Here is a 26,358-nt window from a genome sequence, read left to right as displayed (position 1 = left end):
CCGATATGCGTTATCTGATGCTGATCCGGCTCGACCCCGCGGCCGCGCCGGTGCAGGGACCCGATCCCGCCATGGCCGAGGATATGGGCAGACTGCTCGAGGAGATGACCAAGGCCGGCGTGCTGCTCGACACGGCGGGACTGCGACCGGTCGACGAAGGCGTCCGGGTTCGTCAGACCGGCGGCAAGCAGACCGTGCTCGACGGCCCGTTCAGCGAGTCCAAGGAGGTCATCGGCGGATACTGCCTGCTGCAGACCCGCTCGCAGGACGAGGCCATGGAATGGGGTTCGCGGTTTCTGCGGCTGCACGGGCCGGAATGGGATGTGGAACTGGAGATTCGCCAGCTCGACGACCAGGCTTGACGGTATGTCGTTACCCGGGGTGAGCGGCCGTCCGCACGCAGGTGCCGACGGCCGCTCACCGGCGGCTCGGGCAGTGGAGGCGGCGTGGCGCATCGAATGGCCGAAGCTGGTGGCCGGCCTCACCCGGCTGGTCGGTGATATCGCCACCGCCGAAGAGTTCGCACAGGACGCACACCTCGCCGCCCTGGAACAGTGGCCGCGCGACGGGATTCCGCCGAATCCGGGCGGCTGGCTGATGCTCACCGCGAAACACCGTGCCATCGACCGGATCCGGCGTGACGCCACCTTCGCCCGGAAACTGCCGATGCTCGGGCACGACCTGCTCACCGAACACACCGGCGCGCAACCGGATACGGACGATATCGAGGACGACCTGCTGCGCATGGTGTTCACCGCCTGCCATCCGGTGCTGTCGCAGCCCGCTCGGGTGGCGTTGACGTTGCGCATGGTCGGCGGCCTCACGACCGACGAGATCGCCCGGGCGTATCTCGTGCCGGAAACCACGGTGGCCCAACGGATCGTGCGCGCCAAACGGACCATCGCCGAGAAGAAGGTGGCCTACGAGGTTCCGTCGGGCCCGCAGCTGGCCGAGCGGCTGGAGTCCGTGCTGGAGGTCGTCTATCTGATCTTCAACGAGGGGTATGCGGCCACCTCCGGCGAGAACTGGGTGCGCGCCGAACTGTGCGACGACGCACTGCGATTGGCGCGGATCCTCACCGGGCTGATGCCGCTGGAACCGGAAGCGTTCGGCCTCGCGGCCCTGCTGGAATTGCAGGCGTCGCGCACCGGCGCGCGCAGTGACGCGACGAGACAGCTCGTGCTGCTTCCCGATCAGGACCGGAGCCGCTGGGATCAGCTGTCGATCCGCCGCGGCTTCGCCGCCCTCGGCCGGGCGCACAACCTGGCCGTGCGTCGCGGTGTTCCACCCGGTCGCTACGCCCTGCAAGGGGCCATCGCCGCCGCGCATGCCATGGCCGCCACCTCGGACGACACCGATTGGCGACGCATCGCGGGCCTGTATGCCGTTCTCGCCGAACGCTTTCCGTCGCCGGTCGTCGAGGTGAATCGCGCCGTCGCGGTGGCGATGGTGCACGGCCCCGCCGCGGGACTGGACCTCGTCGACGCGGTGGCCGCGACCGGTGCGCTCGAGTCCTATCACCTGCTGCACGCCGTCCGCGCGCACTTCCTCGCGCAGCTGGACCGCGCGGCCGACGCTCGCGCCGCCTATCTGCGCGCCGCCGATCTCACCGCCAATGCCGCCGAACAAGCGTTGTTGCGCGACCGTGCGGCCCGGCTGGACTAGGCCGAGTATGGCCAGGGCACTTCGGCTTTCGGTGGCGCGGTCATCCCCGCCGATACGCGTTGTTAGGGTGATGGGGTGAGTTCTCCGGAGGCATCCGAACGGTAGCCGCTCGGCCTGTGGGCCGGGCGGCGTTGTGAGTGGTTCCCCACCGATCGCTGAGCGACCGGTGCGGTTGGCGTATCTCGCAGCGCCGGATGATGCCGGTTTCGTTCCCTGGGCGCCGTATGCGGCGCCCTGTCTCCTGGAGTACTTTCTCATGCCCCTTGTGGTTGTCGTGCTGGCTGTCGCGGTGTTCGCGCAGGGCACATCGGAGTTCATGGTGTCGGGACTGCTGTCGCAGATCGCCGACGATCTCGGCGTCTCGCTCGGCGCCGCCGGTTTGCTGACCTCGCTGTTCGCGGCCGGAATGGTGGTGGGAGCGCCGACGATGGCGATGGCGGCGGGCCGTGTGCCGGTCCGGTATTCGGCCACGGCGTTTCTCGGGCTGTTCTGTGTCGCACACGTGATCGGCGCTACCGCAACCGGTTTCGCGTCGTTGCTGGCGACGCGGGGTGTCGCGGCGATCGCCGATGCCGGGTTTCTCGCGGTGGCGCTGGCCGCGCTTCCGCGGCTGGTCGGTCCGGCGATGATCGGCCGCGCGACCGCCGTCGTGGTCTCCGGGGTGACGGTGGCATGCATCGCCGGGGTGCCCGCGGGCACGGTGCTGGGACAGCTCTGGGACTGGCGTTCGGCGTTCTGGGCTGTCGCTGTCCTCAGCGCGGTGGCGCTCGTGCCGGTATGGGTGATGCTCGGCCGCCAGGTACGGGAGGGCGATGTGCCGAGTGGGCCCGCTCCGTCGATGCGGCGCGAATGGTCGGTGCTGAAACAGTGGCCGGTCCGGATCGCCGTCTCGGCCGCAATCCTGGTCAACGCCGCGACCTTCGCCGCATTCACCTATCTGGGCACCAGTACGACCGCCGTCGCCGGAAATGGGTGGGTTCCCGTGGTGCTGGCCCTCTTCGGTGCCGGTTCGTTTCTCGGCGTGACGGTCACCGGTCGTTACAGCGACCGCCATCAGCGGCGGATCGTCCTCGTCGGAACGGCTCTGCTCGTGGGAGTCTGGCTCGTCGCCGCGGTGGCCGCGCACGTGCTGATCGGGGTGGTGGTCATGTCGGTGGTGGCGGGTGCGGTCGCGTTCGGCGTCGGTTCGACGCTGATCGCGACGATCGTGCGGACCGCGACACCGGCTGCTCCCCGCATCGCCGGCGCGTTGGCGACCACCGCGTTGAATATCGGCGCCGTGTTCGGCCCGGTCGCCGCCGGTCCGGTGGTCGACCTCACCGGTCATCCGGCCACCGCGTTGTGGTGCAGCGCCGCCTGCACCGTCGCCGCGGTGGGTGTCGTCGTGCTGGATCGGCGTCGGCCCGCCACGAGCCGGTCGAGCAGCGGAATCGCCGATCGCCCGGCAGCGCGGCGCGGCCGGTGATGACGCGGCCGGCGGGGTCCGGAGTTTGCCCGCAACCTGTTCCAACTACCCGAACAGCGATAATGGGCGCGCAAGTGTTCGGAACCGAGATGGTGGGAGAGACGACTGTGAAGCTGATCGGTGTGATCGGTGGCGGAACCATGGGTGCGGGAATCGCCGAGGTATGCGCGAAGGCCGGGAGCGAGGTTCTCGTACTGGAGACGACGCCGGAGTTCGCCGAGGCGGCGCACAAGCGCATCGAATCGTCGATCTCGCGGGGCGTGACGAAGGGCAAGATCACCCAGGACGAGGCCGACGCCGTGCTCGCCCGGGTGCGGGTGACCCTCGACATCGAGGAGTTCGCCGACCGCGACCTGGTCATCGAGGCCGCGCCGGAAATCGAATCGCTGAAGTATGAGATCTTCGGCAAGCTGGACAAGATCGTGAAGCCGACCGGCATCCTCGCCACCAACACCTCCTCGATCCCGGTGATCAAGGTGGCCGGTGCCACGCAGCGCCCCGAGCAGGTCGTCGGCCTGCACTTCTTCAACCCGGTGCCGGTGATGCCCCTGGTGGAGGTGATCTCGACGCTGGTCACCTCGCCGGAGACCGCCGCCGCCGTAACCGACTACGCGAAGAACACCCTGCACAAGACGACCGTGCAGGCCGGTGACCGCTCCGGATTCATCGTCAACGCGCTGCTGATCCCGTACCTGTGCCAGGCGGTGCGGATGCTGGAGTCGGGCTACGCCAGCGCCGAGGACATCGACGCCGCGATGAAGGGCGGCTGCGGTTACCCGATGGGCCCGCTCACCCTGCTCGACACCGTCGGCCTCGACGTCGCTCTCGCCGCCGCCGAATCGCTGTACGGCGAATTCGCTGAGCCGCACTACGCACCCCCGGCGCTGCTGCGTCGCATGGTCGACGCCGGCCGCCTGGGCCGCAAGACCGGTCGCGGATTCTACGAGTACAGCTGATCGCGGCGCCCCGCGTTCCCGGACGGATATCGCTGTGGGCGTATCACCGGGAATGCGGGGCGGACCCATTCTTCGCCAACCGCTCGCCGCGACGGCGCACCGTCGAAACGGCTGACCGCCACCGGGTTCGCGCAGGCACGGGTCAGGTGTCGGGGTCTTCTTTCTGGTCGCGGGCGGGCCCGGGTCCGGCCAGTTTGCCGGAGGTCTCCGGTGGCGCGTCGACCGTGCGCTTGCCCTGGGTTTCCTGGTCGTCCTGTTCGGTATCCGTATGCGCGTCGGTGTTCTCGGGGTGGTTCATGCCGTGCGCGTACCCGTTCGGCGGCTGTCGAATCGCCGGCACGCGCCGATGGGTCGGTCTGCTCGGTGGTGGTCCCGGCGGAAACCGGCACGTGCGTCGAATGGGCCATCAAGTTACTAACAGTTCTTACCGGCCACCATATGTCGCGCGGGGTGTGCCCACGAACTGCACATAGGCCAGGGCAGCGGTCGTATGCCGCCATCGGCGATTCACCTTCAATGCCGCTGTCGTGGAGACCTTTCCAGTTTCGGATGTTCGGATCTCGATGCGGGCCAATTCGAGCAAATCCGGCGGCGCCCCGACAGCGAGAGTGATAAGTTATCTATCATTCTCTCAACTACGACACCGCTCGCGCGGGTCGCGGCAAAGCTGCCGAGTGATTCGGAGGTGTCACCGTGTCTCCGTATACACGCTGGAAATCCCTCGCGGCCGCCGGTCTGGTGGCGGTGACGTACGGCCTGGCGCAGCTCGGCGGGAGCCCGCCCGCGCACGCGATGCCGGCCTGTCCCGGCTTGTATGTGCTCGCTGTACCCGGCACCTGGGAAACCTCCGACGACGACCCGCGCACAGGGATGCTCGCGGCGAGTGTGGACGCACTCCCGGGCGACGTCGGTGTCGGCTATGTCGCCTACTCCGCGACGGCGTTCCCGTGGGAGGGCGAGGTGTACGGCCGCTCCAAGCGCGAAGCCGTCGACAAGGCCCGCGCCGCGGTCGCCGCGGTGGCACAGTCGTGCGCCGCGACCCGCATCGCGATCCTCGGCTACAGCCAGGGCGCCGATGCCGCGGGTGATCTCGCGGCCGAGATCGGCACCGGTCACGGTGTGGTGGCGCCCGACCGAATCGCGTTGGTGGGCTTGGTCTCCGATCCTCGCCGCGCACCCACCGACACGCTGATCGGCCCGCCGGTCACCGGTGCCGGCGCGGGCGGGCCGCGCCCCGGCGGGTTCGGCCTGCTCGCCGCGCGCACCTACACGTTCTGTGCCGCCGGAGACCTGTACTGTGCGATGCCCGACGGAGATTTCGCGGGCCGCATCGCCGGATTCTTCGTGGAGATCTCGAATCCCGATCCGGCGCTGTTCGACCGGTACTCCCGGGATGCGGCCGATCTTCTCGATTCGGCGCTGGCCGCGGGAGGACTCGGATTGCTGGCCGGTCAGCTCGACGCGAGCGCCGTGGACGAGCGCAAGGCCCAGATCGCGGAGTTCGTGAATTCCGGTGTCCACCAGAGCTATCCGTTCTATGTCGTCGGGCCGGGTGGTGAGACGGCCCTGTCCTGGCTGCGCCGGCAACTGGTGGATCTGATAGGCAAGTGAGGTGGGTATGCGGGAAACGGCCGATCGTGGTGCGGTGGCGATCGTCGGTGCGGACGGGCCGCTCGGAAGTGTGATCGACCGCGTCTGCGAGCAGCAATCGGTGGCGGTGGTCGGCCGGGTGACCCGCAGAGGCTGGGTGATCGACGGGCCGCCCACCGTGGTCATCGATGTCGGCTCGGCCGAAAACCTCTGGGACAGTGCCGAATTCTGTCAGCGATGGGGCAGCGCCCTGCTGTACTGCGCGGCGAACCGGGATCCCGACGGCTTCACCCGGTTGCGCGAGTTGAGTACCGCCGTGCCGGTGGGGCTGGTCACGACCCTCGCCCGGCCGCAGCCGCGGCTCGAGCTGGTGGCCGCGCAATTGCTCGGTGTCGCCGGGGAACTCGCGTCGGCGGCCCCCGGCTGGTATCCGATGGCGGATCGGTTCCGCGAAGCGAACTAGTCGGCGGGCGGGCGACCACCAGCCTTCGGCAAGGACGCCTACAAACAGGGCCATGCTGTCGAATGCGGCATCAACCCTGCGCAAAGAGAACCGCGCTGTCGCAACACGATTCGACAAGCTCGCAGTCCGCTACAAGGCAGTTGTCCAGATCGTCGCCATAAACCTCTGGCTTTCCTTCTTGAACCAGGTCTACTCGAGGATGCGGGTGAGTAGCTGGGTGAGCGTGTCGCGCTCGGTGGACGATAAGGCACGCAGGATGTCGTGTTGAACCTCGGTGAGTGTCGTGTCCAGCTCTTTGAGCCGTCGTCGCCCGGCGGCGGTCAGGGTGATCCGGTTGCGGCGCCGGTCGCTGGGGTCTGGGGTGCGCACGACGTGGCCTCGTTGTGTCAGCTCATTGAGCATCGTGTTCATGTCGCTCTGGTCGATTCCGCACCGTTGGCCGATCCGGACCTGACTGTCCGGGCCGAACTCGTCCAGCGCGGCGAGGATCGCGAAGTGATGGGCGTGCCCATCGAAACCGGCCATCGTTTCTGCAATGACCCGATGTGCCCGCGCGGAAACCTTGTTGAGCAGCCAGCTCGGTTTGCTGCGCAGGCGGGTCGGCGCTTCGCCCATCTCCATGCGCGCAGTCTAGCCAATCTCTTGGTGCAACCAATAAACGCTGTTATCCTGGGTCGGACCAAGATTGGTTGAACCAAGATATTGAAGGTGGAACGATGTCACTCACTTTGGACGAAGCTCGGGCGGTCAGCGACCGGGTCCGCGGACACGCCATCGGACTCGGCGCGGCAGTGACGATCGCCATCGTCGACGACGGCGGGCACCTGCAGGTTCTCGATCGCATGGACGATGCATCTCCCATGTCGGCGCGTATAGCCCCGGCGAAAGCATCCAGCGTTGCGCTATTTCGTCGCGACGACACTGACCTGATGAATCTGCAGCAGGCCTACCCTGCGGTGTTCGCGCAGATAATCGACACAGCCGGAACACCTATTGTGGCGGGCAGGGCCGCCCGGTTGATCTGGCGCGACGGTGTGGTCGTCGGTGCGATCGCAATCGCCGGAGGGACGCTCGCGCAGGATGAAGCGTGTGTCGATGTTGGAGTCGGCTCTCTGTCGTCCGTCGCGTCGACTTAGTCGACGACCACGCAATGTCGGCAGGCTCGGGCCAGGCAGTGTGGGCAGCACTGATCAGTGCTCGGGCCAACTTGCCGACACGACCAGCGCCTGCCCTACTTCTTGAACACGGCCTGGTCGGCGGGCGCGACGCGTTCGGTTTCCAGCTGCCGCCGCAGTAGTTTCCCGGTCGCGTTGCGCGGCAGTTCGTCGACGAAGACGACGTCGCGCGGAACCTTGTGGCGAGCGAGATTCGCCTTGACGTAGTCGCGGATCTCCTCGGCGTCGACACCAGCGCCGGCGGCGCGAACCACGAAGGCGCGCAGCCGCTTTCCGAAATCGCGGTCGTCCACGCCGACCACCGCGGCCTCCGCGACGTCGGCCCGATTCACCAGGAGGTTCTCGACCTCCAAGGGGTAGACGTTCTCACCGCCGGAGACGATCATGTCGTCGTCGCGGCCGTCGACGAACAACCGGCCGTCGGCGTCGAAATGCCCGACGTCGCCGCTGCACAACAACCCGTCCACGATCTCCTTGTGCTGCCCGTCGGTGTAACCGGTGAAGCTGAGGCCACTGGAGACGAAGATCGTGCCCACCACACCGGGGGTGGTCACCGGATTGCGGTCGGAGTCGTAGATCGCGACCCGGCATCCGACCGGGGGACGGCCGACCGTACCCGGCGCCTCGCGCATGTCCTGCGGAGTCGCCACCGCCGCCACCGCGACCTCGGTGGAGGCGTACAGGTTGTAGAGCACCTCGCCGAAAACCTCCGCGGTGCGGCGGCTCAGATCCGGGGACACGGACGAACCGGCGGCGAAGATCACCTCCAGCGACGACGTGTCGTACTGCCGCAATACCGATTCGTCGAGATCGACGATGCGCTGCAACATCGTCGGCACCAGCACGAGGGTCGCGGCGCGGTATTCGGCCACCGCGGCGAGCGTGTGAGCCGGATCGAATTTGCGCTGCCGGAAGACGATTCGATTGCCCAGCGCCCAGCCCAGCGTGCACTGGGACAGCCCGGTTCCGTGGAAGATCGGGGCGGCCATCACCATCGTCTTCTCGCGCGGCAGCGGGATCCGGTCGAGGAACTGCGCCGACTGCAGCGGGGAAACCTTGTCTCGCGGAGCGCCTTTCGGAGTCCCGGTGGTGCCGCTGGTGAGAATCACGAGTCCGCCGGGGCGCGGGGGTGCGGCGACGGGGTCGGTCGAGTGCGGCTCGGCCTGCGCGTAGATGGTGGTGATGCCGGAGGTGCCCTCGTCGTCCCAGGTGAGCAGCCGGGGGATGTCGGCGGGAACGGCTCGGGCACGGTCGGCGAATTCGCTGTCCAGCAGCAGTGCGTCGACCTTCTCGCGAGCGACGACCTCGGCGAGCTGCGGGCCGGCGGATCCGGTATTGAGCAGCGCCACGCGGGCACCCAGCTTGCCCGCGGCCAGCAGGCTCAGCACCATGCCGCGGTGATCGCGGCACAGCACGGCGAGGACGGATCCCGGTCCGAAACCGTGAGCGGCGAGCCCGCGGGTGAGTGCGTTGGATTCGCGGTCGAGCTCGTCGAAGGTGAGGGTGCCGCGGTCGTCGACCAGCGCCGGCGCGGTCGGAGTGCGGCGCGCGGCGTGGGCGAGCACCGTGACGAACGGGCCGTAGATTCCCGCGTCGCGCGCAGTCCGGACGATATCGAGTGGATGCCACGGGTCGAACATGCCGCGCCGCCGCAACACCGATGCCGCGGCGAACGCGTCACCGACAGACCGGACCAGCTCGCCCGCAGAACTCGACAGCACCACACAGACCTCGATCCACCTCGGCCGGCGAGCGCTTCCGTATTGCTTCGCCGGATCACTGCCAGAATACATATTCACATATTCGATGGTGTGCCGTTCGGTTGAGCATTGCTGTCGACACCCCGTTGGTGAGAAGATGAGACATCTGACATCTCATTGACCCTCGGAGTGATACCCATGAATCGAGCCGCCCGAACAGTTGCCGCGGCGCCCGCGCCGGATGCCGGACTCGCCCGCCGACGGCAGTACATGGCCGGTCCTGCGGCATTGCTGGGCGGCCCGGCGAATGTCGTGATGCAGCTCGGTCTGCCGCCCGTCGGTCGCGGAGTCGTCGAAAGTACCGTGGAAAGCGGTCAATACGCACGGCATCCGCGTAAGCGCGGCCGCACGACGCTGACCTATCTGGCGGTGGCGATGCTCGGGACCGAGGAGGACCGCGTCGCCTACCGTGCCGCCGTCGACACCTCGCATCGGCAGGTGCGGTCCCGCCCCGGCAGCCCCGTCCGCTACAACGCCTTCGATCCGCAACTTCAGCTCTGGGTGGCAGCCTGCATCTATCGCGGCGTGGACGATTCGACACGGTTGTTCTACGGTAGAATTGACGATAACTTAGCTGACGAGTTCTATCGTGAGTCCGCGCGTTTCGGCACGACGTTGCAGATGCCGGAGCGGCTATGGCCGCCGGATCGGGCGGCCTTCGACGAGTACTGGAACGCCAAGTTGGGCGAGATCTCGTTCGACGACGAGGTTCGCCGCTATCTGCTGGACCAGGTCATCGGCCTGGGGCCGTACGGCCGCGCCCAGCGAATCGCCTTCGCGCGGGTCAATCGCTTCTTCACCACCGGATTCCTGCCCCAGCAGTTCCGCGACGCACTGGGCCTCGGCTGGGGCCCGCGGCGGCAGCGCACCTTCGAGATCGTGATGCGAACCATCGGAACGGTGCTGAAGCGCCTGCCCGAACACTGGCGCAGCTACCCGTTCGACGGGTACATCGAGGATATGCGGCGGCGACAGGCACTCGGAAAGTCGTTGGTGTAAACGGCGGCCAGCCCGCTTTCCGCTCCTCGCCGACGACACGAGGGATACCGTGGATGTCATGCCTTTCCGCGTATACACGACAGCGAGTGGGCCGGACCATGAACAGTCTTTCCCCGACCCGGAGGACAACTTCAAGTTCCTCGAGGGGGGAGTGCTGGCGGTGTACACCGCGACGAAGTACACGTATTACGCCCCCGGCTTCTGGACCCACCTCGAGGAACACAAACCCTGATCGTTTCTCGATCGACACCCTGGGGTAGGCCTCAGCGTCCGGGGGTGCCGCAGCGTTAGTACGAGGACAGCGCGGTGCGCAGTTTGGTGAGGAATCGGCTCATGTGCGGGTCGGATTCGGGGATGGTGGCGCGATCGAGCTCCCACCATCGGCCGCCGGCGAATTCTCGTGGGTCGAGGGTGAAGGGGTGGTCGCGGTGGCCGCGGATCACGTACCAGAGGGAGACGTCGCGGTGGGGGTGAGTTCCGACGGTTCGGGTGCTGGTGAGGAACAGTGGGCTTTCGCCTATGAGGGTGAAATCGGCATCGGTTCCGAGTTCTTCGGCGGCTTCTCGTCGGGCGGTGTGCAGAGGGTCTTCCCCCGGGTCGACGTGACCGCCCATGGGCAGGTGTAGTCCGGACTTGCGGTGGGCGCCGAGCAGTACGCCGCGGGCATCCGGATCGACGACCACCACATACGACACCAGGTGCTGTGGCGGCGTGGCCGGAGGTTCTCGCCGGAAGATGTCGTCGGTGCCGCCGACCCAGGACAGTGTCTGCCGGATGTGCTCCTGCTCGAGGGTGTCCAGCGGGGTGATCGCTGCGACGATGTCCGCGACGACCGCGGTGGCGGGGTGCATGGGCCGACGATAGCGGCGGGTACCGACAGTCGATCCGGGCTACTCGGGCGCTATTGCGGGTGGGTGAGGCGCAGGTGCGCGATCAGCGCCTTGTGATCGGCGCCGGGCAGGCGGACCGTGTCGACGGTGTCCGCGTGGCCGTCGGCGACCAGGATGTGGTCGATGCCGACCAGCGGTGGCCAGCGTTTGTCGGTGGGATAGGTGACGAGGTGGCCGGCGCCCTCTTGTTCGGCCGCGTCGTGGAACCGGTCCGAGAGCATCGCGCGGAATTGGGCATGGTCGAAGGTCGCGTTGAAATCGCCGCCGACGATCACCGGCCGATCCGTGGGCGAGCGGTCGAGAATGGCTCGTAGCCGGGACAATTCGTCGGCCCACAGGTGTGTTCCGGAGATCGGGGGCACCGGATGGAAGGCATAGACGCTGACCGGTCCGACCCCTGGGACGGTGGCGGTCGCGGAGAGCTGGTTCAGGACGAATCCGTCGTATTCGACAGTGTCCGAGAGGGAATAGGCGCTCCAGATCCCGGTGCCGGTGGCGGTGCGCCCGGGTGACAGATATCGATGCGGCAGCAACCGGTCCAGGCCCACGCCCTCGAGGGCGTGCACCGCGGCCGGAGTCAGTTCCTCGACGGTCAGAATGCCGACCTTGCGTTCGCGCACCTGCTCGATCAGTGCGTGCGGATCGGCGCCGTCGAAGAGCAGATTGGCCTGCATCACCGTCACCGGTGTGCCGTGATCGCCGGGGGAGCGGCCGACATACAACGGCGCCTGCGTCCAGATCGCCACGCCCACAACGGCAATGGCCACCGCGACCCCGGCCCACCGCTTCGCGGCAGCGAACAACGCCACCCCGACCACGGCGGCACACATCAGATACGGCGCGCCCGACGCCGCCAGCACCAGCCATTGTGACGCGGTCCGATTGAAGTGCAGCGCCACACCGCCGGCGCCCACCAGGGTCGCAACCACGGCGAGCGATTCGAGCGCGATCCGCCCCCGCGCTGCCTTCATGCGCCTCATCCGCGCACCTCGAATCTGGCCAGCACGTGCGGTGGAGCCCTGCTCGTCGCCGATCGGGGGCGTTTCGTGCGCGTTCGGCTCTGTCGGAGGGAACGGCACGGGACTCCCATCGGTCGATCGGCTCGCGGACGAGGTGAGTGTATTCATTCCTCTCGAACGGGTTTCGTCCGTCTGCGCGCGTGACGCCATCGCCTGACCGCCCACCCAGCGGGAGTATTCGCCGGAATCGTGCGGAGAGCGGTCACACTCTTGCCATTCTGAGCGGATAGCCGGAGCGGAGGTGGGCGAATGGACGAGCCGGGTGCCGGGGCGCCGCGACTGCGCGAACTCGGTGCGGACCCGGACGCCGTGTTGCGGCTGATCCGATATTTCGACGGTTTCGACGAATCCGACACCAACGCGGATACGGTGGTCCGCGCCGCGGCATTGCTGGCCGAATGCCCGGCGGCCGCGAGCTGGCCGTCCGGCACGGTGATCCGCTACGACGCGGCGGGTCGTCCGTTGCCGGCGGTGATGCCGCCGCCGGAGGCGACCGGCGAGCCGGCGGTGTGGCTGGAGCGGACCGGCGCCGCGCACGCCCTCGATGGCGTCCTGGTGGATCGGCTGCGGCACTGTCTGCGGGTGGTGGCGGTGCGCGGTTCGGCGGCAGGGCCGACGGGTCTGGACGACCCCGCGCTGCTCGAGGTGGTGCTGTCGGAGAAGCAGCGGCGCGAGGATCGGGTGCGGGCCATGCGCCTGCTCGGGATCGATCCGGCGCAGCCGATGCGGGTGCTCGCCGTGTCGGCACCCGGTGCGGCGGAAGCGGTCCGGATCATCGGGGCCCGGGGCCGAGTGGTGCGCTCGGCCGTCATCGGCGCGACCACCGCGGTGCTGATCCAGGACCGGGAAACCTGCCGGGAGCTGTCGGATGTGCTGAATTCCGCTGTGGTACAGGAATTTCCGTCATCGCGCCGGGGTGCGGGCGGGCCGTGGGTGGGGATGGGGGAGCGGCTGCCGGCCTACGCGGCAGCCACGTCGTGGGAGCAGGCGCTGCGGGCGTTGCGTTTCGCCTCCTCGACCTGGCACGGGCGCCGGGTGGTCGCCTACGAGCGACTCGGATCCCTGGCCCTGCTCGGCGAGCTGCCCGTGCAGCGACTGCTGGGCACCTCGGATGTGTTGCGGGTCAACGCATTCGCTGCCACGGAGGCGGGTGCGCTCGCGGTCGACACGCTCGAGGCGTTCTGCGTCTTCGGTTCGCTGCGGCGCACCGCGGCGGAACTGCATCTGCATCACAGCACCGTGGCCGCGCGCATCGCGCAGGTCGAGGCGGTGATGGGCTGGGATGTCGACGAGGCGCTCGACCGCTTCACGGCCACGCTCGCACTGATGGTGCGTCGCATCGCGCTGTCCTCGGCCGAACTCGCCGCGGATCCGGGAGCGGCCGGGCGCGCCGATCCGACGGGTGTCGGATGAATCCGGCCCTTCCGGCGACAGGTGGCGGGTGATCCGGATCACTCGACTCGGTCATGATCGGCAGCGACAGAAGGAGTTTCGACATGGCAGTCATCGATCCGAACCGCACCTGGGCCCCGCTGGAAGAGCGGCTCGCCACCACCACGAACGCACGGCACCGGCAGGTGCTCGAGATCGTCATCGAACATATGAAGGCCGAAGCGAAGCCGGATCTGGACGGCCTCATGCGGACGCTGGTGCCCGAACCGGCCTACCACTTCTGGAACGGCGGACAGGATGTCGGCCCGAAGGGAAGGGACGGCGTGCACACCTACTATTCGGATTTCGTCGCGAGCCGCAGCAATATCCTCGAATACGCACTCGACCGATTGGTCGTCGACGATCACTGTGTGGTGACCGAGGGCTTCCTGAAACAGATCTATCCGGGCGCATATGCCGCACAGATCGGCATCCCCGTCGACGACACCGCGGCCGACTATCTGGTCGTATTCAGGCAGCTGCTGTTGTGGCCCGTCGACGCGGAGGGCCGGATCGTCGGTGAGGACTCCTATCACTCCGGACCGGTGGAGATCCGCAAATTGAGTTTCGACGAATTGCCCGGCGAATACGTCGAACTCGTGCACTCGAAGGCGTGAGAACGGCCAGACTCGGCTGATGGAAGGCGATACGGAAATGACCGAACTATCCCCTGCGACCGCGGATGTGCGCCGGGCGGATGTCGCGACCCTGCTGCTCGACCGGCTCGGTGACGAGCGGCTCGGACTGCGCACCCGTGATCGGGATTGGACCTGGGACGCGGTGGTCCGGGAATCGGCCGCCCGTGCGGATCTGGCGCACTCGCTGCGCCGCGAGGGGCCCTTCCATATCGGGGTCCTGCTGGACAACGTTCCCGACTTCGTCTTCTGGCTGGGGGCGGCGGCCTTGGCGGGGGCCACGGTCGCCGGCCTGAACCCCACTCGCGGCGACGCTCAGCTCGCGGCGGACATCCGGTATGTCGACTGCCAGCTGATCGTCACCGACGCGGCCGGGATGGCGCGCCTGCGCGACCTGGATCTCAACCTTCCCGAGGACCGGTACCTGCTGGTCGACGACCCCGGTTACGCCGCGCTCGTCGATTCCCATCGGGTCGAACCGGCGGCCGCGGGCGGCCCGGACGCGCTGATGCTGTTGCTGTTCACCTCCGGCACCACCGGAACCTCGAAAGCGGTGAAATGCAGTCAGCGCCGCCTGGCGATGGTCGCATACGCGGCGCGGGACAAATACGGTCATGTGCGCGACGATGTCGACTACTGCTGTATGCCGCTGTTCCACGGCAATGCCATCATGGCGTTGTGGGCGCCGGCGCTGACGGTCGGCGCGACGGTGTGCCTGACACCGAAATTCTCTGCCTCCCAATTCCTTCCGGACATCCGCTATTTCGGCGCGACCTTCTTCACCTATGTCGGCAAGGCGCTGGGATATCTGCTCGCCACACCCGAAACACCGCGCGACGGTGACAACGACCTGGTGCGTGGCTTCGGCACCGAGGCATCGGTGGCCGATCAGGCCGAATTCCGGCGCCGCTTCGGCGCCGAATTGTTCGAGGGCTACGGTTCCAGCGAGGGTGCGACCCTGGCGGCGCTGGATCCGAACGCCCCGCCCGCGGCCCTCGGCCGTCCCGCGCACGCCGGTGTCGCGGTGGTGAATCCGGATACGCTGCGCGAATGTGTGCGCGCCGAACTCGACGAATTCGGCCGGGTCCGCAATCCCGACGAGTCGATCGGCGAGATGATCGACAAGGCCGGCGCGCTGGCCTTCGAGGGCTACTACAAGAACGACGCCGCCGATGCCGAACGCATTCGCAACGGCTGGTACTGGACCGGAGACCTCGGCTACATCGATACCGACGGTTTCCTGTATTTCGCAGGGCGCAAGGGAGATTGGATTCGCGTCGACGGGGAGAACACCTCCGCCCTGATGATCGAACAGGTCCTGCGCCGCCACCCCGCGGTCATCGCCGCGGCCGCGTTCGGTGTCCCCGACCCGCGATCCGGTGACCAGGTCATGGCCGCCGTGGAGGTCGCCGACCCGGACTCGTTCGATGTGCGCGAATTCGCCGAATTCCTCACCGCGCAACGGGATCTCGGTACGAAGGGAACGCCGCGACTGCTTCGGGTGTCGGCGAATCTGCCGGTTACCGGGTCCAACAAGGTCCTCAAACGCCAACTCCAGGAGCAGGCGTGGCACACCGAGGAGACCGTCTATCGCTGGAAGGGCCGCGGCGAACCCGAATACGAACCCATGACGGCGGCGGACAAGAAGGCATGGGAGGCCGAATTCGCGACCTACGGCCGGGAGCGTCTGTTGTAACCGCACAGCACCGGCGGCCCGCCCGAGGTGGCCGCAATTGCCTCGCGCATTCCCCGTCCTGACGGTAACTGGGCGGTTACTGTGAAACTGCGGCACCGTCGCACATGCGGTTCACGGTCGGAAGGGGTCGTGATGAACGGCATCGTGGTTGCGCTCGTGGGAGCTCTGCTGTGCTTCTACGGAATCAGGTCGGTTCACCTGGGGATCCTCGCGATCGGCTTCGGCCTCGGCTGGCTGATCGCGGATCTGTTCACCCCGTCGTTCTGGTGGCTGCTGCTGTTCGGCGCGATCGGGGCGCTCTCCGCGTGGGTGGTGACCTCGCTGATCTTCCGTTTCGCGTCGTATGTCATCGGCGGGTTGACCGGCGCGATGGTCGGCGCCAAGCTGGCGTCGGTGCTGCAACCGGGAGACAAGAACTGGGCGCTCAGCATGATCGTGATCCTGGCGGTCGGCGTGGCCGGCGGTTTCCTCGCCGACCGCTTCCGGGCCCGCGCACTGCTGTGGCTGACCTCGATCGGCGGTGCGAGCATGGTGCTGAGCGGCGTCGGTCGTATGAACGAACACTTGTCGTTCCTGCGGGCGCCGGATTCCACGTGGGAGCAGATCTTCTCGGCGCTGGCCTGGATCGCGCTCTCGGCGACGGGCTGGATCGTGCAACGCCATCTGTTCGCCGAGAAGCTCGGTATCGACCATCTCGCCGGACGGGACAAGCACAACGGCGGCGGCGCCGTCGCCACCGGGCGCCCGCAGATGTGATGCGGACATGGGTGCTGTCCTCGGTGATCTGCTGCCCCTGGCGGTCGGTGTCGCGATCTCACCGATACCGATCGTGGCCGCCATCCTGATCATCCTCTCGGCGAACGCCGCCCGCGCCGGCACCGGCTTCGCCATCGGCTGGGTGCTCGGAATCGTCGTCGTCACAACGATTTTCGTGGTGCTGTCCGGAACGCTGTCGGATTCGCAGAACAAGCATTCGTCGACGGTGACGGCGTGGGTGAAGATCGTGCTGGGCGTCGTGCTGCTGGGATTGGCCGCGATGCAGTGGCGGTCGCGCTCCGACACCGGGGTACCCGGGTGGATGCGCGCGATCGACACGTTGAGCGCGCCGGGCGCGGTCGGCCTGGGTGCGTTGCTCTCGGCGGTGAATCCGAAGAATCTGCTGCTCTGCGTCTCGGCCGGGGTGGCCGTCGGCACGAGTGGGCTCGGCGGCGGCCCGCAGGTGATCGCCGTGCTGGTGTTCACGGTGATCGCGGCCGCCAGTGTGCTGGTGGTGGTGATCGGATATCTGGTGGCCGCCGAACGGCTGCGGGAACCACTCGATCGCGCCCGGCGGTGGTTGCAGGCGAACAACCACGTCGTGATGGCGATCGTGCTGCTGGTGATGGGCGCCGTCGTCCTGGGAAAGGGAATCGGCGGACTGTGACCGGTCAGCGCCGCCCGCGGTGGGTGAACAGGCCCACGATCCAGCCGACGACGAACATGATCAACAGCACCAGCCACAGCGGAGAACTGATGGTCACGGTGAGGATGTTGATGTCGACGCGATGATGATTCTGCGCGACGAAGATGACGGCCAGAATCGCCAGCACGATCGCCACCCACTGCCGGGGCGAGATGCGGGACAGCAGGGAAGGTTTAGCGGCCCGATCCATGGTCTCCTCCTGTGGCTCGTCGGTGACACGGTCATCGCCGACCGGCAGCGCCGAATGCCGTCGAGCCGATGATCCGTCGGGCGGGCCGTGCCCACTTCACCCGTCTCGGGTGAGGTCGTCACCCCACCGAGCTGGGAATGTCGCGGGCGAGTCGACACAACCAGCCTTCGTGCAGATTGGGGTGCGTGCCATGACCGGCCAGGGCGACGTTTCCGGGAGCGTGCGGACACAGAACGAGGAGGCGACCCGCGCCCTGCCCTTCGGGGACGATCAGGATTTCGCGGACGCGCGACGCGGATTCATCGCGGCGCTGGAACCCGGCGTGGTCGAGAATGCGGCCGGCGATGTGGTGTGGGACAGCGACGGTTACGCCTTCCTCGACGCGGAATGCCCGCCCACCGTGCATCCCAGCCTGTGGCGGCAGTCGAAACTGTGTGCCATCCAAGGGTTGTTCGAGGTGACCGAGGGGATTTATCAGATTCGCGGGCTCGATCTGTCGAATATGACCGTGGTCGAGGGCGATACCGGCGTGATCGTGATCGATCCGCTGATCTCCCGGGAAACCGCCGCCGCGGGTCTCGCGCTGTATCGCACGCATCGCGGTGACCGGCCGGTGACCGGGGTGATCTATTCGCATTCGCATATCGATCATTTCGGCGGCGTGAAAGGCGTGACCACGCCGGAGGATGTCGCGGCGGGCCGTTGCCCGATTCTCGCGCCCGCGGGATTCGTCGAACATGCCGTCGAGGAGAATGTCTACGCCGGCACCGCCATGGGGCGCCGCGCCGCCTACATGTACGGCGCCGCCCTCGGGCGGGGGCCGAAGGGCGCGGTCGGCGCCGGATTGGGGCCGACGACCTCGACCGGAACCCCGACCCTCATCACGCCCACGACCGACATCACCCACACCGGGCAGACGGAGATCGTCGACGGTGTGCGCATCGAATTCCAGATGACTCCGGGCACCGAGGCGCCGTCGGAGATGAATTTCTATTTTTCCGACCGGCGCGCCCTGTGTATGGCGGAGAACGCGACGCACACCTTGCACAATCTGCTCACACTGCGCGGCGCCCTGGTGCGCGACCCGCATGTGTGGTCGAAATATCTGACCGAATCGATCAATCGTTATGCCGCACAGGCGGATGTGCTGTTCGCCTCGCATCATTGGCCGACCTGGGGAACCGAGAAGCTCACGGAATTCCTTGCGCTGCAACGTGATCTGTACGGTTATCTGCACGACCAGACGTTGCGGGCGCTGAACAAGGGTGCCGTCGGCATCGAAATCGCCGAGTCCATCGAACTGCCACCGGCCCTCGCGGCGGCCTGGCACACGCACGGCTATTACGGTTCGGTCAGCCACAATGTGAAGGCGATCTATCAGCGCTACATGGGCTGGTTCGAGGGGAACCCGGCCACCCTGTGGGAGCATCCGCCCACCGAATCGGCGAAGCGGCACGTCGACTTCATGGGCGGCGCCGAGCAGGTGCTGAAGAAGGCGCGCGACTCGTTCGCCGCCGGCGATTTCCGTTGGGTGGCACAGGTTCTCAATTACGTGATATTCGCCGACCCCGGCAATCGCGAGGCGCGGGCGCTGCAGGCCGACACCTTCGAACAACTCGGCTACGGTTCGGAGAACGGTACCTGGCGCAACTTCTTCCTGATGGGCGCCTACGAGTTGCGCCACGGATCGGTCGGCACGCCGACCGCCACGGACGCACCCGATATCGCCGCCGCGCTCACGGTGGAACAGCTCTTCGACGCGATCGCGCTGCGGATCGACGGTCCCAAGGCCTGGTCGGCCGACATCACCATCGACTGGAAAATCTCCGACCCGGACCTCGTGCATCGCACCCAGCTTCGCAACGGCGTCCTCGTCCACTACGACGTGAGCGCCGATATGCCCGCTCCGGACGTCACGTTCACCCTGTCCGATGCCGATCTGCACGCCGCGCTGCTCGGTGCGAAGGATATGCAGCAGCTGATCGCCGACGGCGCGGTCACCGTCGACGGCGATGTGTCGAAGCTGATCGAACTGGTCGGCTACCTCGACGCACCCGACCCCGACTTCGCGATCGTGACGCCTTAGCGGGCGACTACCGCTGTCCCCGTCCGGTCACAGCTGTTCCAGATCGCGAGTCGCCGGTCCCTCCAACAGTTTTCCGTCGTGGGTGAAGCGCGAGCCGTGCAGCGGGCAATCCCACGAACGCTCGGCGTCGTTCCAGTTCAGGATGCCGTACAGGTGTGGGCAGATCGGCGACACGGCCGAGGTGGTGCCGTCGACGGTGCAGACCCCGACGGGACGGATGCCGCGGCGCTCCACCCGGCCCTCGCCCTCGGCGGGGGTGCCACCACCGCCGAACGCCGCGCTCAGCCAGCCGGTCGTCAGATGCCGTGCGACTTGGATATTCATCGAGGCGGCCTTCGCCAGTCCGGTGACTTCGCTGCCGCGCCAGGTGCGATATGCCTGCGCCCACGGCTGATGGCCCCCGAGTGCCATGCCGGCCAGCGCGAGACCCGCCGCCACCGCATTGGTCATTCCCCATTTCGCGTAGCCGGTGGCGACGAGGATGTGATCGCTGCCCGGAAGCAGCGGCCCGACGTAGGGCAGTTGGTCGATGGCGGAGTAATCCTGGGCCGACCAGCGGTGGGTCAGTTCGGCATCGGGGAAGTGCGTGCGCGTCCAGTTGTACATGTCGGCGACGTGGGCCATCGGCGATCGGGTGCGGCCCACGACATGCCCGCTGCCGCCGACGAGCAGCAGATCCTCGCCGCCGTGCGGGGCGTACCGCAGTGACCGCGTGGGCTGGTCGGCGGACAGGTACATGTCGTGCGGGAATTCACCGGGCACCCGGAACGCGGCCGCGTAGGAGCGGTGGGGCTCGAGCCGCGCGAAGTATCCGCCGCGATCGAGAATCGGTGTGCCCGTGGCCAACACGACGGTCTTCGCGCGGATATCGCCGCGATCGGTCGACACCGTATCGCCGTGGACGGCGTGGACGCGGGTGTGTTCGAAGATCGTCGCACCGTGGCGGCAGGCCTGTAGGGTCAGCCCCTCGAGGACGTCCATCGGGTCGAACTGCGCCTGCTCCGCCAGGCGCACGGCGCCGTGGGTGTGGAACGGCAGCGCGGTCTCCTCGGACCACGCGACGTCGAGCCCGGCCTGCTCGCAGGCGCGAAATTCCTTGCGCACCAAGTCGGTTCCGTCCTCGGTTCCGGCGTAGGTGATCGCGTCCGCGTGCTGGGTGGCGATGTCGTTCTCGGCGCAGAACCGCAGCAGCCACTGCTGGCCCTCCAGGTTCGCGTCGACGTATTTGCGCACCGTGCTCGCCGAATGCTTCGCGGTGATCGCCGAGAGGTGCGTGCCCTGCAGCAAGCTGAGCTTGCCGGTGGTGTTGCCGGTCGTGACCGCGCCGATCGTGCGGCCCTCGAGCACCGCGACCGTGCGCCCGGCGCGGGCGAAGAGCAGGGCGGTCACCAGGCCGGTGAGCCCGGCGCCGACGACGACGCAGTCGTACTCCCCGCCGGGTTCCGGGGTCACCGGGACCGAGACGGGCACTCGATCGAGCCACAGAGATGTCACCGGACCAGCCTCCTGTCGTTGCGCGTGTTCCGCCTCGTCACCGCAGGTTGCCCTCTTTGTCCGGCGGCTCCGTCCGGCCCGACCGGTGATTGTGGATCGTGCGGTACAGCAGCACCGCGGCGACCAGGACGACCAAGCCGGCGATCACCAGTAGCTCCATACGGAGCCCTTACCCGGGATGGTCGCCTTCAACCCCGCGTCATCGGATTCGTCGCAGCGACAGCGCCAGGCGCGGGCACAGGCTCACCGTATCCCGGGCGGCGGCGGCCGAATCGCCGTCGAGGACCGGGTCCCGGTGGTCGCGGGTGAGCGGAAAGCCCCAGTCGTCGCGGGCGATGGCATGGGGGAGCAGTTCGCTGCACAGGCCGCGGCCGTCGCAGCGGGTCCAGTCGATGTGCAGGCGCCAGGCGGGGCGGTCGGATGCGGTCACTACGCGGCTCCCTGGGAACGGGAACGGGCACGGCAGTAACCGTGCTTGTGGCGGTCGATCTCCTCGGCGAAGACGGTCAGGGCGGAACGCGCCAGCCGCGCAGTCCCGTCGGGGTGGTGGCAGGCGCCGCGGCCGTCGACCAGATCGGCGACGCGCGCGATGTCCTGCGGCCGGGCGGGCCCGTCCGCCGCCAGATCGCCGATCGCGCGGGCCAGCTGCGGTAAGCCGTTGCGGCACGGACCGCACTGCCCGGCGCTCTGGGCGGCGAGGTAGGCGGTGATGTCGGTGGTGACCCGCAGCCCGCATTCGTCGTGGCGGAGTACGCGCACGACGCCGGCGCCGGGTGTCGCGTGCCAATGCCGCAACGCTTTCCGGGACAACGCCGCGCCGGGAAGAGCGGCGCCGGGCAGCCAGGCGCCGTGGTATCCGCCGACCAGAACCGCTTGAACCGCGGCCGGATCGGTGCGTCCGAACCGCTGGATCACCTCGGGGAGACCGGTGCCGAGTGGAATCTCGACCACACCGGCGGCGGTGGTTCCGGACAGGGTGACCAGCATGGTGCCGGGTTCGTCGGGCGTGCCGGCGGCGCGGAACCAGGACGGCCCGAATCGGGCCAGCAGTGCCAGATGGGCGAGGGTCTCCACGTTCTGCACCAGTGCCGGGCGGCCGTTCAGCCCGGAGCGGGAGGTGCTGACCGGCTTGTCCCGCGGGATCGGCGCGCGACCGGCCAGCCGCTCGAGGACCGCGCTCTTCTCCCCGGCCAGGAAGGTGTCGGCGGCGGGCGTGAGATCCACCCGCCGCGTGTCGTAGCCCGTGGACTGCCGCTCGGCGAGGGCGTGCCGAATCGGGTCGAGCAGCTGTTGCGGGGCGTACAGGTAGCAGCGCCCCGCCCCCACGGCGGCGGCCACCACGGACAGGCCGTCGAGTACGAGATGCGGTGCGCGCCGAAGTAATACGGCATCCTTGTCGCTGTCGGGTTCACCTTCGGCGCCGTTGGCGACCACGATTGCGCGTCGTCCGTCGGCCACGGCGGCGAGCTTGCGCGCCACCGGGAAGCCCGCGCCTCCGCGACCGGTGAGACCCGCGGCCGATACCACGTCGATGAATTCGCGTCCCACGGCGCGTGCGGGGCCGTATCGCGCCACGTGCGCGGAGAGCTCGGGTCCCGTGGCCGCCAGCAGCCGGTCCGTGCCCGTCGGGGCGGGTGGAGTCGTGGAATTTCCGGTCAGTGTCGTCGTCATCGCCGGCTCCTCTCGGGGACTGTGCTGAATTCGGTGAAACCGCGGCTGAACCGCCAGACGCCGGCGGTGGCGACGGCGAGGATGCACACGCCGACGAGGGCGAGCATCCAGATCCGGTCGACGTCACTTCCCGACCCGAGCGTGTGGATCAGAGCCACCTGCCACAGGGCGTAGACCGACCAGTGCACCAGGCGAAAGAGGCGGGGGCCCAGGCGATGTCGCAACAGGGCGGTGATCACGACCACCGCCAGCAGGTCGACGGCCAGGGTGCCGAAACCCACCCACAGCGGCCGATAGCCGCCGGTGAACGGCACCACGACGGTCAGCAGCCGCAACTGGGCGTACGGATCGAAGAACAGGGTCAGCACATGCAGCGCGACGAACGCCGTCGCCGCCAGTGCCGCGCCGCGGTGGAATTCGGCCAGCCCCGCGCGGGGGAGGACTATGGCCCGCCCCGAGCGGGCGGCGATTCCGGCGACGGCCGCGACGGTCAGCAAGATCAGTGCCGTGATGCCGCTGCCCCGGCCGAACGCCCACAATGCCTGGTCGAACGCGGAGCTGCTCATCATCGAATTCCTTCCGGCTCGTCGGGCCAGCCGCCGAGGGTGAGCACCCGCCCGGCCCGGTCGACCAGCCGGGCCGGGAGCCCGGCGGACCGCAGCCACGGCAGTGCCGCGCGGCCGCGCACCACGGCGGCGGTGGCGGCGGCATTGGCCGCGAGGCAGGATTCGGCGGCCACCGACACCGTCCGCCAGACCGGGTCCACGGCGCGTCCGGTGCGGGGGTCGAGAATGTGGTGCAGCGAGCGTCCCCCGCGAATCCAGCGGCGCCGCACCGTACTCGAGGTGGCGATCGCCGCGCCCGCGGGCAACCGGACGAGGGCGGCCGGCTGGGCCGCACCGTCCTGGACGAGTACCTGCCAGTGCCCGCCGGGTGCGGGTCCGGCGGTGGCAATGTCGCCGCCCAGGCTCACCAGGACACCGCAGCCGAGCTCATCGGTGACCGTGCGCGCACACCGGTCGGCGGCCAGGGCCTTCGCTGTCGCACCGAAGTCGAGCCGCATGCCGGCGGGCAGCGTCACCGCGCGCGGGAACCGGATCACCTGCGACCAGTCGGGGCGCGGGGTGACGCGCAGCGCGACGACCGCCGGTCCGGTGGTGATCTGCGTGAAATCGCGGTCGTAGCCGAGGTTTTCGAGGTCGGCGCCGATCGTGGGATCGACGTCGCCGTCGGTGTCGCGGGCGACGGTCAGGGCCGCGTCGAGATATTCGTCGAACAACGCGCTGACCCTGACCGGGCGGCCGGATGCCAGCGTGCTGATTTCGGAATCGGCGCGAAACCGGTTGCAGGCGTGGTCGACCCGATCCAGGTGGGCGTCGACGAGGCGGCGCGCTTCGGCCAGCGCGGCCGGGTCGGTGACGACGAGGCGGGCGGTGGTACTCCACAGCTCCCATTCGGCCGCGGCCGTCTCCGCCGCGGGTACCGAGGTCATGAGCCGCTCGAGTGTGCGTGTGCGGTGCCCTGGCCGGGGCTCAGCTGGGGAACGTTGCCCGGGGTGCCGGACGATTGATCGGTGTTGTTGCTGCCCGTGTTGTCGGTGATGGTGGTGCCGGGCGTCGCGGCCGGCTGGTTGTCGGCGTATGCGACGACCGCCGCCGTCGTCGTGCCGACGGCGCCGACGGCTACGAGTATCCCGGCCGCGGTCCGGCCCAGGCGGCGGTTCGGATGTGACGTTCCCATATCGGTCACCTGCTCCGTTCGGTGCTGCGCCGACGCGTGTCGGCCCTCTCTAAAAGGCCAGCATGCGGACCGAGGCTGGGTGCCGGCTGTGCGCCGGCAATGAGTTGCCGAGGCGGCGACCGTGAGCTGAAGATCAGCTGAAATTGCGGCGATAGCTGTGCGGGCTGACGCCGGTGGTGCGTTTGAAACGCTCGCGGAAGGCGGTGGGCGATCCGAAGCCGACCTGGGCGCCGATGCGTTCGACGGAATGGGCGGTGGATTCCAGCAGGTGCTGGGCGCGGCGGATGCGGGCGCGATGCAGCCACTGCAGCGGCGTGGTGCCGGTGTGCTCGCGGAAGCGGCGGATGAGGGTGCGGGTGCTGACGCCGGCGCGTGCGGCGATCTCGTCGAGGGACAGGTCGGCGGCCAGATTGGTTTCCAGCCAGTTCAGCAGCGGCTCGAGGTCGGAGCCGCGGGGCGTGGGCGCGAAGCCGTGAACGATGAATTGTGCTTGTCCGCCTTCGCGTTCCAGCGGCATCACCGAGAGCCGGGCGGTGTCGGCGGCCACCGCGGAACCGTAGTCGCGGCGGATCATGTGCAAACACAGGTCCAGCGCCGCGGCGGCACCGGCCGAGGTGAGGATCTGGCCGTTGTCGACGTAGAGCACATCCGGGTCGACCTCGACGGCCGGATACGCGGCCGCCAGCTCGGCGGCGGCGATCCAGTGCGTGGTGGCGCGCAGCCCGTCGAGCAGTCCGGTGGCGGCCAGCGGGAAGGTGCCCGAGCAGATGGAGGCGATGCGTGTTCCGTTCGCGGCGGCGGTGCGCAGCGCGTCGCGGACGGCCGGTGAAATCGGCGCGGTCGGGTCGGCGGTGCCGGGCACCACGATCGTGTCGGCATCCGCGAGTCCGGCCAGTCCCCAGGGCGCGCGCAGGGTGAAAGCTCCGGCATCGACCTCCGGTTGTTCGGCGCAGACCCGGACCTGATAACCGGGGCGGCCGTCGGGCAGCCGCGTCCGGCCGAAGGCCTCGATCGGGGCGGCGAGGTCGAAGGAGACCACTCCTTCCAGGGCGAGAACGGCGACGGTGTGCATGGCTGGAACATACCCTGCCGCCCACTGTGACATCCGCCATTCGGCCCCGGAAAGCGCTCTGTTCTGCCAGGTCGCAGCCGCTTTTCTCGGATATGTCACTTTCCCGTCGAAACCTGTCGAAAATGCCACTGGGATCCGCGGGAGTGCCCGCATACCGTCGGGCCGTGCCCGGGCCGGCCGGGCGGATGCGAAGGGATTCCCATGCATGCTCAGATCGTCCTGTTCGACGGGTTCGATCCGCTCGACGTCATCGCCCCGTACGAGGTGCTCTATGCCGGCGGGACCGCATCCGACGGCGCGGTGAGCGTCGAACTGGTTTCGGCGGAAGGGCCGCGAGAGGTGGTGAGCGGCACCGGCGGGCTGGAGTTGTGCGCCACCGCGGCACTCGACCCCGCACGACCCGGTGTGGTGCTGATCCCCGGCGCCTCGGGCCGTATCGGCGAGCCGGGGGAGGTGCCGGATCAGGATGCCGGGACCGCCGGTGAGTGGCGCCGCGACGAATTCATCCCGGTTCTCCTCGGCCGCACCCTGACCACCGGCCTGCCCGACCTGCTCCGCGCGGCGATGGCCGACCCGCGGATCACGGTCGCCGCCGTGTGCGGTGGGTCGCTGATTCTCGCCATGGCGGGACTGCTGGAGGGGCGCCCGGCGACCACTCATCACCTGGGACTGGATCTGCTCGATGCCACAGGCGTGCAGGCCGTGGACGCGCGCGTGGTCGACGACGGCGATCTCGTCACCGGCGCGGGCGTCACCTCCGGTCTCGACCTCGGTCTGTATCTGCTCGAACGCGAGATCGGGCCACGCATCGCCCATGCGGTCGAGCGGCTGTTCGCGCACGAACGCCGCGGCACCGTCTGGCGCCGCCAGGGGCCCGCTCCCGCCACCGTCTGACCCGA

General features: G+C 68.4%; 30 protein-coding genes. 16 read left to right on the top strand and 14 right to left on the bottom strand.

What is annotated here, in order from left to right; genetic code table 11:
- Positions 1-5: 5 nt before the first annotated feature.
- The 4 genes from C8258_RS02985 to C8258_RS02970 all read left to right on the top strand — a co-directional run bounded on the left by C8258_RS02985 (position 6) and on the right by C8258_RS02970 (position 4,086).
- Positions 6-362: a YciI family protein gene (locus C8258_RS02985; protein WP_106954029.1), complete on the top strand. Its 357-nt coding sequence runs from the start codon at positions 6-8 to the stop codon at positions 360-362.
- 4 nt (positions 363-366) lie between these two features.
- A complete protein-coding gene (locus tag C8258_RS02980) occupies positions 367-1,665 on the top strand; it encodes an RNA polymerase sigma factor (protein WP_106953722.1) in 1,299 nt (432 codons plus the stop codon).
- A 256-nt stretch (positions 1,666-1,921) separates the two neighbouring features.
- Positions 1,922-3,130 (top strand): Cmx/CmrA family chloramphenicol efflux MFS transporter, encoded by a 1,209-nt coding sequence (locus C8258_RS02975; protein ID WP_146161141.1) that lies wholly within the window; start codon positions 1,922-1,924, stop codon positions 3,128-3,130.
- Between the two features lie 107 nt (positions 3,131-3,237).
- Positions 3,238-4,086 carry a 3-hydroxybutyryl-CoA dehydrogenase gene (locus C8258_RS02970; protein WP_036510909.1) on the top strand — a complete coding sequence of 283 codons (849 nt, stop codon included), beginning with the start codon at positions 3,238-3,240 and terminating at the stop codon, positions 4,084-4,086.
- A gap of 142 nt (positions 4,087-4,228) precedes the next feature.
- On the opposite strand, the gene C8258_RS32480 is transcribed toward C8258_RS02970, so the two are convergent.
- Positions 4,229-4,384: a hypothetical protein gene (locus C8258_RS32480; protein ID WP_158271200.1), complete on the bottom strand. Its 156-nt coding sequence runs from the start codon at positions 4,382-4,384 to the stop codon at positions 4,229-4,231.
- A gap of 395 nt (positions 4,385-4,779) precedes the next feature.
- Here C8258_RS32480 and C8258_RS02960 point away from each other — a divergent pair, with 395 nt between their 5' ends.
- Both C8258_RS02960 and C8258_RS02955 read left to right on the top strand, forming a co-directional pair.
- Entirely contained in the window at positions 4,780-5,697 is a 918-nt protein-coding gene (locus C8258_RS02960; RefSeq protein ID WP_233224836.1) for a cutinase family protein, read from the top strand.
- A gap of 7 nt (positions 5,698-5,704) precedes the next feature.
- A complete protein-coding gene (locus C8258_RS02955; RefSeq protein WP_146161140.1) occupies positions 5,705-6,139 on the top strand; it encodes a hypothetical protein in 435 nt (144 codons plus the stop codon).
- Positions 6,140-6,328: 189 nt separating this feature from the next.
- Here the strand turns inward: C8258_RS02955 and C8258_RS02945 are convergent, their stop codons facing one another.
- The gene (locus C8258_RS02945) at positions 6,329-6,760 is read right to left on the bottom strand and encodes a MarR family winged helix-turn-helix transcriptional regulator (protein WP_106953718.1); all 432 of its coding nucleotides are present in this window, start codon (positions 6,758-6,760) and stop codon (positions 6,329-6,331) included.
- Between the two features lie 95 nt (positions 6,761-6,855).
- On the opposite strand from C8258_RS02945, the gene C8258_RS02940 reads away from it, so the two are divergent.
- Positions 6,856-7,275: a heme-binding protein gene (locus tag C8258_RS02940; RefSeq protein WP_106953717.1), complete on the top strand. Its 420-nt coding sequence runs from the start codon at positions 6,856-6,858 to the stop codon at positions 7,273-7,275.
- A 95-nt stretch (positions 7,276-7,370) separates the two neighbouring features.
- On the opposite strand, the gene C8258_RS02935 is transcribed toward C8258_RS02940, so the two are convergent.
- Positions 7,371-9,107, bottom strand: coding sequence for an acyl-CoA synthetase (locus tag C8258_RS02935; protein WP_106953716.1), 1,737 nt, complete (start codon positions 9,105-9,107; stop codon positions 7,371-7,373).
- 105 nt (positions 9,108-9,212) lie between these two features.
- Here C8258_RS02935 and C8258_RS02930 point away from each other — a divergent pair, with 105 nt between their 5' ends.
- Together C8258_RS02930 and C8258_RS32475 are read left to right on the top strand one after the other, a co-directional pair.
- Positions 9,213-10,073 (top strand): oxygenase MpaB family protein, encoded by an 861-nt coding sequence (locus C8258_RS02930; protein ID WP_106953715.1) that lies wholly within the window; start codon positions 9,213-9,215, stop codon positions 10,071-10,073.
- Positions 10,074-10,131: 58 nt separating this feature from the next.
- Complete coding sequence (locus tag C8258_RS32475; protein WP_157104199.1) at positions 10,132-10,305, top strand: hypothetical protein; 174 nt, start codon at positions 10,132-10,134, stop codon at positions 10,303-10,305.
- Positions 10,306-10,360: 55 nt separating this feature from the next.
- Here C8258_RS32475 and C8258_RS02920 read toward each other — a convergent pair whose 3' ends face one another.
- Positions 10,361-10,924: an NUDIX hydrolase gene (locus C8258_RS02920; protein WP_106953714.1), complete on the bottom strand. Its 564-nt coding sequence runs from the start codon at positions 10,922-10,924 to the stop codon at positions 10,361-10,363.
- A 50-nt stretch (positions 10,925-10,974) separates the two neighbouring features.
- The gene (locus tag C8258_RS02915; protein WP_233224835.1) at positions 10,975-11,943 is read right to left on the bottom strand and encodes an endonuclease/exonuclease/phosphatase family protein; all 969 of its coding nucleotides are present in this window, start codon (positions 11,941-11,943) and stop codon (positions 10,975-10,977) included.
- Positions 11,944-12,231: 288 nt separating this feature from the next.
- Here C8258_RS02915 and C8258_RS02910 point away from each other — a divergent pair, with 288 nt between their 5' ends.
- The 5 genes from C8258_RS02910 (at position 12,232) to C8258_RS02890 (ending at position 17,167) form a co-directional block, all read left to right on the top strand.
- Positions 12,232-13,395 (top strand): CdaR family transcriptional regulator, encoded by a 1,164-nt coding sequence (locus tag C8258_RS02910; protein ID WP_106953712.1) that lies wholly within the window; start codon positions 12,232-12,234, stop codon positions 13,393-13,395.
- An 83-nt stretch (positions 13,396-13,478) separates the two neighbouring features.
- Positions 13,479-14,030, top strand: coding sequence for a hypothetical protein (locus C8258_RS02905; protein ID WP_106953711.1), 552 nt, complete (start codon positions 13,479-13,481; stop codon positions 14,028-14,030).
- A 37-nt stretch (positions 14,031-14,067) separates the two neighbouring features.
- Entirely contained in the window at positions 14,068-15,744 is a 1,677-nt protein-coding gene (locus C8258_RS02900; RefSeq protein WP_106954027.1) for an AMP-binding protein, read from the top strand.
- A 132-nt stretch (positions 15,745-15,876) separates the two neighbouring features.
- Positions 15,877-16,500 carry a DUF4203 domain-containing protein gene (locus tag C8258_RS02895; protein WP_106953710.1) on the top strand — a complete coding sequence of 208 codons (624 nt, stop codon included), beginning with the start codon at positions 15,877-15,879 and terminating at the stop codon, positions 16,498-16,500.
- 7 nt (positions 16,501-16,507) lie between these two features.
- Positions 16,508-17,167, top strand: coding sequence for a GAP family protein (locus C8258_RS02890; RefSeq protein ID WP_106953709.1), 660 nt, complete (start codon positions 16,508-16,510; stop codon positions 17,165-17,167).
- 4 nt (positions 17,168-17,171) lie between these two features.
- Here C8258_RS02890 and C8258_RS02885 read toward each other — a convergent pair whose 3' ends face one another.
- Complete coding sequence (locus C8258_RS02885; protein ID WP_051025629.1) at positions 17,172-17,396, bottom strand: lipopolysaccharide assembly protein LapA domain-containing protein; 225 nt, start codon at positions 17,394-17,396, stop codon at positions 17,172-17,174.
- A gap of 190 nt (positions 17,397-17,586) precedes the next feature.
- Between C8258_RS02885 and C8258_RS02880 the strand changes: the two genes are divergently transcribed.
- Positions 17,587-19,482, top strand: a complete 1,896-nt coding sequence (locus tag C8258_RS02880) for an alkyl/aryl-sulfatase (RefSeq protein ID WP_106953708.1) — start codon at positions 17,587-17,589, stop codon at positions 19,480-19,482.
- 27 nt (positions 19,483-19,509) lie between these two features.
- Here the strand turns inward: C8258_RS02880 and C8258_RS02875 are convergent, their stop codons facing one another.
- The 8 genes from C8258_RS02875 to C8258_RS02845 form a co-directional block, all read right to left on the bottom strand.
- Positions 19,510-20,976 (bottom strand): FAD-dependent oxidoreductase, encoded by a 1,467-nt coding sequence (locus C8258_RS02875; protein ID WP_106953707.1) that lies wholly within the window; start codon positions 20,974-20,976, stop codon positions 19,510-19,512.
- Between the two features lie 37 nt (positions 20,977-21,013).
- Positions 21,014-21,136: a hypothetical protein gene (locus C8258_RS33475; protein ID WP_255420400.1), complete on the bottom strand. Its 123-nt coding sequence runs from the start codon at positions 21,134-21,136 to the stop codon at positions 21,014-21,016.
- A 39-nt stretch (positions 21,137-21,175) separates the two neighbouring features.
- Positions 21,176-21,406, bottom strand: a complete 231-nt coding sequence (locus tag C8258_RS02870) for a ferredoxin (RefSeq protein WP_106953706.1) — start codon at positions 21,404-21,406, stop codon at positions 21,176-21,178.
- On the bottom strand, positions 21,406-22,647 hold the full coding sequence (locus C8258_RS02865; RefSeq protein ID WP_106953705.1) for an NADH-ubiquinone oxidoreductase-F iron-sulfur binding region domain-containing protein: 1,242 nt from the start codon (positions 22,645-22,647) through the stop codon (positions 21,406-21,408). Before C8258_RS02865 ends, C8258_RS02870 begins: the two co-directional genes overlap by 1 nt.
- Positions 22,644-23,216 (bottom strand): ferric reductase-like transmembrane domain-containing protein, encoded by a 573-nt coding sequence (locus C8258_RS02860; RefSeq protein ID WP_233224834.1) that lies wholly within the window; start codon positions 23,214-23,216, stop codon positions 22,644-22,646. Before C8258_RS02860 ends, C8258_RS02865 begins: the two co-directional genes overlap by 4 nt.
- A complete protein-coding gene (locus C8258_RS02855) occupies positions 23,213-24,139 on the bottom strand; it encodes an FAD:protein FMN transferase (protein WP_106953703.1) in 927 nt (308 codons plus the stop codon). The genes C8258_RS02860 and C8258_RS02855 overlap by 4 nt, the downstream gene beginning before the upstream one ends.
- Positions 24,136-24,387 carry a hypothetical protein gene (locus C8258_RS02850; RefSeq protein ID WP_146161139.1) on the bottom strand — a complete coding sequence of 84 codons (252 nt, stop codon included), beginning with the start codon at positions 24,385-24,387 and terminating at the stop codon, positions 24,136-24,138. Before C8258_RS02850 ends, C8258_RS02855 begins: the two co-directional genes overlap by 4 nt.
- A gap of 133 nt (positions 24,388-24,520) precedes the next feature.
- Positions 24,521-25,459 (bottom strand): GlxA family transcriptional regulator, encoded by a 939-nt coding sequence (locus C8258_RS02845; RefSeq protein WP_106953701.1) that lies wholly within the window; start codon positions 25,457-25,459, stop codon positions 24,521-24,523.
- A 201-nt stretch (positions 25,460-25,660) separates the two neighbouring features.
- On the opposite strand from C8258_RS02845, the gene C8258_RS02840 reads away from it, so the two are divergent.
- Positions 25,661-26,353: a DJ-1/PfpI family protein gene (locus C8258_RS02840; RefSeq protein WP_106953700.1), complete on the top strand. Its 693-nt coding sequence runs from the start codon at positions 25,661-25,663 to the stop codon at positions 26,351-26,353.
- Positions 26,354-26,358: the final 5 nt, after the last annotated feature.

Origin of the sequence: Nocardia sp. MDA0666 (genome assembly GCF_003023875.1) — a bacterium.
GTDB classification, from domain to species: Bacteria; Actinomycetota; Actinomycetes; order Mycobacteriales; family Mycobacteriaceae; genus Nocardia; species Nocardia aobensis.
The sequence above is the reverse complement of the archived record's forward strand: the minus strand, read 5'-3'. Positions and strand labels throughout refer to the sequence as shown.